General features: G+C 63.9%; 3 protein-coding genes and 1 tRNA gene. 1 reads left to right on the top strand and 3 read right to left on the bottom strand.

The features are described 5' to 3' along the window. Positions 1 to 69: 69 nt before the first annotated feature. The 3 genes from V7Q53_RS23185 to V7Q53_RS23175 all read right to left on the bottom strand — a co-directional run bounded on the left by V7Q53_RS23185 (position 70) and on the right by V7Q53_RS23175 (position 2756). Entirely contained in the window at positions 70 to 1710 is a 1641-nt protein-coding gene (locus V7Q53_RS23185; protein WP_333831391.1) for a 3-(methylthio)propionyl-CoA ligase, read from the bottom strand. 177 nt (positions 1711 to 1887) lie between these two features. Next, positions 1888 to 1972: transfer RNA gene (locus tag V7Q53_RS23180), tRNA-Leu, on the bottom strand. A 184-nt stretch (positions 1973 to 2156) separates the two neighbouring features. Then, positions 2157 to 2756 carry a TetR/AcrR family transcriptional regulator gene (locus tag V7Q53_RS23175; RefSeq protein WP_333831389.1) on the bottom strand — a complete coding sequence of 200 codons (600 nt, stop codon included), beginning with the start codon at positions 2754 to 2756 and terminating at the stop codon, positions 2157 to 2159. A 120-nt stretch (positions 2757 to 2876) separates the two neighbouring features. Here V7Q53_RS23175 and V7Q53_RS23170 point away from each other — a divergent pair, with 120 nt between their 5' ends. Next, entirely contained in the window at positions 2877 to 3734 is an 858-nt protein-coding gene (locus tag V7Q53_RS23170) for a 3-keto-5-aminohexanoate cleavage protein (protein ID WP_333831386.1), read from the top strand. Positions 3735 to 3741: the final 7 nt, after the last annotated feature.

The raw sequence follows: 3741 nt of genomic DNA, 5'->3' as shown, positions 1-3741 counted from the left end.
ACAGCAGAAGGGACGGGGGCAGCGCCCCCTCTTCTGAAAAAACAGGCACCTGCGTAGCAGACATTCAGGTCACACGGTCGGGAGGCGGTGATCCTTGAAAGTTTCGCGCAGCTTGTTTTTCTGCATCTTTCCCGTCGCACCCAAGGGGATCGCATCGACAAAGACCACGTCATCTGGCACCCACCAGCGCGCCACCCGCCCCTCGAAACAGGCAAGGATCTCGTCCCGGGTAAGCGTCTTGCCCGGTTTGGGCATCACCACCAGCAGCGGGCGTTCGTCCCATTTGGGGTGATGGGCCGCGATACAGGCGGCCATCGCCACGGCCGGATGGCCCATAGCGATGTTTTCCAGATCGATCGAACTGATCCATTCGCCGCCCGATTTGATCACATCCTTGGTCCGGTCGGTGATCTGCATGAAACCATCCGCATCGATCGAGGCGACATCGCCGGTGGGGAACCAGCCCAGCCCCGCCGCATCCTTGACCAGCGGGTCATCATCGCGGTTGAAATAGTGTTGCATGATCCACGGCCCGCGCACCATCAGCTCGCCCGAGTTCTGGCCATCCCAGGGCAGTTCCTGCCCCCCGGCATCCACGATCTTCATATCGACCCCGAAGATCGCGCGCCCCTGTTTGGATTTGATCGCCATCCGGTCCGCTTCGGGCAGGGTGTCCTGCCCCGGCTTGAGGGCGCAGACGGTGCCCAGCGGGCTCATCTCGGTCATGCCCCAGCCATGCAGTACCTGGACGCCGAACTTTGTCTCGAACGCCTCTATCATCGCGGGCGGGCAGGCAGAGCCGCCGATCACGGTGCGGTTCATCGTGGTGAATTGCAGCGCGTTGTCCTCGACATGCGACAGCAGGCCCTGCCAGACGGTGGGAACACCTGCCGAGAAGGTCACGCCCTCGGCCTCGAACAGATCATAGAGCGATTTTCCGTCCAGTGCCGGGCCGGGAAACACCAGCTTCGCACCCACCATTGGCGCCGAGTAGGGGGTGCCCCAGGCGTTGACGTGGAACATCGGCACCACCGGCAACACCACATCGCGCGCCGAAAACCCGCAGGAATCGGGCAGGGCGGAGCCATAGGCATGCAGCACCGTCGAGCGATGGGAATAGAGCACGCCTTTGGGGTTTCCCGTGGTTCCTGAGGTGTAGCACAGCGAGGAGGCGGTGCCTTCATCGAAGAGCGGCCAGTCATACTGATCCGAGGCGCTTTCCAGCAACTCCTCATAGCAGATCAGCCCGGGAATCTTGCTGTCGACGGGCATGGCGCTTTTGTCGGCCATCAGCACGAACTGGCGCACGCTGCGGTAGCGGCCGGCCGTGGCCTCGATCAGCGGCAGGAAGGTGAGATCAAAGAACATCACCTGATTTTCGGCGTCATCCGCGATCCAGACCAACTGGTCCGGGTGCAGGCGCGGGTTGAGGGTGTTGAGCACTACGCCCGAGCCGGACGCGCCGTAATACAGCTCAAGATGCCGGTAGCCGTTCCAGGCCAGTGTTCCCACCCGCTGGCCGAATTCCACGCCCAGCCCCGCCAACGCATTGGCAAGCTGGCGCGAGCGGCGGGCGAAGTCGCGGTAGGTGTAGCGGTGAATATCGCCCTCGGTACGGCGCGAGACAATCTCACGGTTTCCATGGTGGCGCTCGGCGTGCACCAGCAGGCTGGAAATCAGCAGCGGCTGGGTCATCATCTGCCCTTGCATCGGGTCCTCCCTCGAATTTCCTTTATGGGTAGCCGATTGCGGGGGGCGGTCAAGCGGTGCTTCACGTCGGCTTGGCGTTGACCCTACGTCAATCGGTGTCTGCGTTCCTCGCGGGTAGTGCCCGTTGCGGGATGGGGCGCGACATCCCGTGCCCAGTCGCAGCGCCATTTCCGTCTCTGGTGCGGGCGGCGGGAGTCGAACCCGCACGGGCTTTGCCCTAGCGATTTTAAGTCGCTTGTGTCTACCGTTCCACCACGCCCGCAAGGTCGTGCATCAGAATCCCTTCAGATTCAGTGGAATCACTAGCGACATAAGGCGCTGAAAACAATGCGCTTATGGCGATGGCTCGTGGCTTTCGTGTCACGCCCTCCCGCGCGTCGGTCGGTTTATGGATGACTGGAGCGGGTAGGTGCAATGTGCTGGAATCACTGAAATTTCCCCCGGCGTCACCCGGCGGGTTGGTTCATGCCAAGCGCCAGTGCAAGCGCGCGGTCGGTCAGGTCATCAAGCGTCAGCCCGCCGTCGGGGCGATACCAGTAGCTTGTCCAGGCCAGTGCCCCGTGCAGGAACTGGCGCAGGATTTCAGGCTCAACCGGGGTGAGGCCTGCCGCGCGGGCCTGTGCCAATGTGTCTTGCCAGAGGGCGAAGTAAGCGTTCCGGCCCTGGAGGAGCGGGGCCTGACGCTCAGCCGACAGGGCGCGCCAGTCATGGAACAGGACCGAGGTGGCATCGCTGGCCGGGCCGTGGAGATAGGCAAGCTCCACCGCGATCAGGGCGCGGACGCGGCTGTGGGGCGACGGGGCATCGGCGAGCGCGGTCTCAAGATCCCGGCGCATGGCGGCGATCACCGATTCCATGACCGCAAACAGAATGTCTTCCTTGCTGCGGAAGTGATGAAACAGGCTGCCGGACAGAATACCAAGTGCGCCCGCGATATCGCGCACGGTTGTGCCTGCATAGCCCTTTTCCCGGAACAGCCGGGCGGCCACGGCCAGAAGGCGACCGCGCGCTGTATCCGGTGCGAAAAGGGGGGGAGGCTGGGTCATGGCGTGGCTGCTTTCCTGTGGCGGCAGGATAGGCGGTGACGCAGCGAAAAACAACCAAGCACTTGCTTGGTCGCGGGTGGGTTGTTAGGCTTCTGTCAGCTTTTGGGGGGAGGCAAGCGGATGAACACGGCCATTATCACCTGTGCGCTGACCGGGGTGTTGACCGACCCGCGCCAGCATCCCGTGCCCGTGTCGCCTGAAGAACTGGCGGATTCCGCGCGTGAGGCTTTTGAGGCCGGGGCGGCTTGCATGCATGTCCATTTTCGCCAGCAAGGCGCGGGTAAGGGCCATTTGCCAAGCTGGGACCCGGCGCTGGCGGTCGAGATCGCGCAGGCGATCCGTGAGGCCTGCCCCGGGGTGATCCTGAATTTTACCACCGGCACCGTGGGGCATGACCAATCCGGCCCCATGGCCTGCATTCGCGCCGGAAAGCCCGAGATTGCAGCCTGCAACGCGGGAAGCCTGAATTATCTGAAGGTGCGCGCCGATGGACGGTGGGCCTGGCCGCCGATGCTTTTCGACAATCCGGTCGAAAAGATTGAGGCGTTGCTGGCGGTGATGCGCGGCGAGGGGGTGCGGCCTGAGTTCGAGTGCTTTGATCTGGGGATCGTGCGCTCGGTCAGCATGTTTGCCGAGGTCGGTATGGTCGCACAGCCGCAGTATAATCTGGTGATGGGTGTGGCTTCGGGCATGCCGGCGGACCCGGAGCTGTTGCCATTGGTGCTGAAATACCTGCGCCCCGGGGCGCTCTGGCAGGTTACAGCGATTGGCAGGGACGAGGTCTGGGCGCTGCACCGGCGCGCGGCGGCTTTGGGAGGGCATTTGCGCAGCGGGCTGGAGGACACGTTCTATCTGCCGGGGGGCGCACGGGCTTCGGGCAATGGCGCGTTGATCGAGGCGCTGGCAGGGGTTGCGCGCGAGGAGGGGCGGGGCGTGGCCTCGGCTGACGAGGCGCGGGCCCTGTTTGGGCTGGCATGAGGGGTGG

This window comes from Pararhodobacter sp. (assembly GCF_036802785.1).
GTDB lineage: Bacteria > Pseudomonadota > Alphaproteobacteria > Rhodobacterales > Rhodobacteraceae > Pararhodobacter.
Note: the sequence above shows the minus strand (reverse complement) of the source record. Positions and strands in the feature narration are given on the sequence as shown.